The 3095-nt window shown below is 45.7% G+C and carries 2 protein-coding genes; both read left to right on the top strand.

Going from position 1 to position 3095, the window contains the following annotated elements; all coding sequences use genetic code 11:
* Positions 1–585: hypothetical protein (locus VN105_RS09900; RefSeq protein ID WP_325640349.1), on the top strand; the 585-nt coding region annotated here is incomplete at its 5' end.
* A 63-nt stretch (positions 586–648) separates the two neighbouring features.
* Entirely contained in the window at positions 649–2937 is a 2289-nt protein-coding gene (locus VN105_RS09905; RefSeq protein ID WP_325640350.1) for a GH92 family glycosyl hydrolase, read from the top strand.
* Positions 2938–3095 lie beyond the last annotated feature (158 nt).

Consider the following 3095-nt stretch of genomic DNA (forward strand, 5'->3'; position numbering starts at 1 on the left):
TCTCCCCAGTATATTATTCAATGCTACTTTGATTGGTATGGGGCACTTGTACACAAAAACGAACTGAATGAAGGAGTAAGTACCTTGTTCCAGGATATATCTGCCGGAGGCTTTATTAAAAGGGTATTCCACCTGCCGGGACTAAGTAATAACGTGGTGCTTATTCCGGCAATAGCGCTTTTCCTGTTACAGTATACCCGGCTGCAGGACCGCTATAACTCCCGCTATCGCCTGTATATACTTTGTTCTACACTGATGTTCCCCGTACTGTTCAGCACCAGCTCCGAATCGCCTACCTACATCATTGCTTTACCGGCAGTTTGTATCTGGTACGTAATGCAGCCGTATACCAGGAGGAATAACATATTCATGTTTTTTGCCATTATCCTGATCAGTTTTTCTCATTCAGATGTACTAACTCCCTGGGTAAGGAAGCATATAGCTATACCATATGCGATAAAAGCCTTGCCCTGCCTGGTTTTATGGCTCATGATCGCCTATGATATCTATGCCCGGAAATATTTGCTGAAAAAAGAGGTCTCCCCCACGCCGGCCAGGGAATTGAAACCAGCCACGGTATTGTGAAAAAATTAACTGAAAAAGTAATAATCCGGGCGTAAATTGCCGGATTATTAAAGGTTTTTGATTATGAACACGGGATTCAAGATAGGTAGCGCATTTGCGTTATCTGCGATGCTGTTTCACGGCATTCAGACAAATGCACAGAGGAAGTCAGCACCATTACCAGGCTTTGTTGAAAGTAAATCAGTTGCTTCAGTAGATCCTTATATCGGCTCCGGCGGACACGGACACGTATTTGTGGGCGCCAGCGTTCCTTATGGTGCAGTACAAACCGGTCCTACCAATATTGTAAAAGGCTGGGACTGGTGCTCAGGATATCATTATTCAGACAGCGTATTAATAGGCTTCTCCCAGATGCACCTCAGCGGAACCGGTATCGGCGACCTGGGTGATGTACTCATTATGCCGTACACAGGTAATGTGAGAACCAATCGCGGCACACAGGAAAATCCAACCTCCGGATATGGCTCCCATTATTCACACAACAGGGAAACCGCACGCCCCGGCTATTACGCCGTTCAGCTGGACGACTACAACATCAAAGCTGAATTAACCGCTTCGGAAAGAGTGGCTTTTCATAAATACACCTTCCCAAAAAACCAGCAGGCTAATATTATCATCGACCTCAAAGAAGGTATAGGATGGGATGCGCCGGTAGAAACATTTATCCGCCAGGTAGATGAATATACTCTTGAAGGCTACCGCTACTCCAAAGGTTGGGCAGTAGACCAGCGCCTTTGGTTTGCCATTAAATCCAATGTACCGGTAAAACAATTCCAGGTATTTGACGGAGATAATAAACAAAGCGGGAAAGAAGTAAAATCGAAAGAAGCCAAAGGCGTGATCGTGTTCGATAAATCGCCCGGACAGGTAATGCTGAAAGTAGGCATTTCCCCGGTGAGCAGTGAAAATGCCCTGGCTAACATCAAGGCGGAAATACCAGGATGGGATTTTACCAAAACCATTAACAGCGCCAACGCCAAATGGGACAAGGAACTGGCTAAAGTAAGTATTGAAACAAAAGATGAAGCCGCCCGCCGCGTGTTTTATACGGCCATGTATCACACCATGATCGATCCTGCCCTGTTCAACGATCACGATGGCAGCTACCGTGGTACCGATAAAAAAGTATATTCTAACCCCGGATTCGATAACTACTCCGTTTTTTCTCTCTGGGATATTTATCGTTCCTGCGCACCACTCGCTACCATCCTGCATCCTGAAAAGGTGAACAGCTTCGTGAACTCAATGCTGGCCATTCACAAACAACAAGGCAAGTTGCCGGTATGGCCGCTGATGGGCAACGAAACCAACTGTATGGTGGGCTACCATGCAGTACCTCCCATTGTAGATGCCTACCTGAAAGGATTTAAAGGATTCAACGCGGAAGAAGCTTTCGAAGCCATGAAAGTAACTGCCAATCGCGACGACCTCGGGCTTAAATATGTAAAAGAACTGGGTTATATCCCCGCAGATAAGGAATACGAATCCGTTTCCAAAGCCATGGAATATGCTATCGACGACTGGTGCATTGCAGCCATGGCAAAGAAGCTGGGTAAAACAGAAGACTTTGAATACTACAAAAAACGCGCGGCCTATTACCGCAATTATTTCGACAGCACCATTCGCTTTGTACGCCCGCGCATGAGCGATGGCAGCTTCAAAACACCTTATGATCCGTTTAACTCCATCCATGAAAAAGGTGATTTCACAGAAGGCAACGGCTGGCAATACACCTGGCTGGTACCGCAGGATGTGGAAGGCCTGATCCAGCTCATGGGTGGTGATGACGCGTTTACCCGCAAACTCGACAGCCTCTTTACAGCAAAAGGCGATATGGGTGCTGAAGCATCCAGCGATATCTCCGGTCTTATTGGTATGTATGCGCATGGTAACGAACCAAGTCACCATGTTACCTATATGTATGCTTTCTCCGGTTACCAGTGGAAAACCGCTGAAAAAGTAAGACAGGTAATGAAGGAATTTTACTTCGATCAGCCGGAAGGTCTTGCAGGTAATGAAGACTGCGGCGCAATGTCTTCCTGGTATGTATTTTCCTCCCTGGGCTTCTATCCTGAAAACGCCGCCAGTGGCGTGTATGTATTAGGCAGTCCGCTGTTCGACAAAGCATCCATCAAACTGGGTACAGGTAAAACCTTCACTGTTCAGGCCATCAATAACAGTGCAGAAAATATCTACATTCAAAGCGCTACGCTTAACGGTAAACCATATACGAAAAGCTTTATCACCCACCAGGATATAGTGAAGGGTGGAATGCTGGTAGTAAAAATGGGTAACAAACCCAATCTCAGCTTCGGTAAGGCTGCTGCCGACAGACCGTCGAATGCGCTTTAAGCGGAGGTTGTCTGACTCAGGATTATGATGATTATGCTGATTAGCCTGATTTTATGTTTTGGGATTATAAATAGTTAGCGAAGATATAAGCGGGTAATTTTTTTATCCTGGAATTTTTAAAAAGATTTGGGGAGATATAAGCATGTAATGCTTTTATC

The sequence above is a fragment of the Chitinophaga sp. genome (assembly GCF_035564935.1).
Lineage (GTDB): Bacteria > Bacteroidota > Bacteroidia > Chitinophagales > Chitinophagaceae > Chitinophaga.

Coding starts and splice junctions, on each gene's coding strand:
- VN105_RS09905 (WP_325640350.1), top strand. CDS start 649: ATGAACACGGGATTCAAGATAGGTAGCGCATTTGCGTTATCTGCGATG.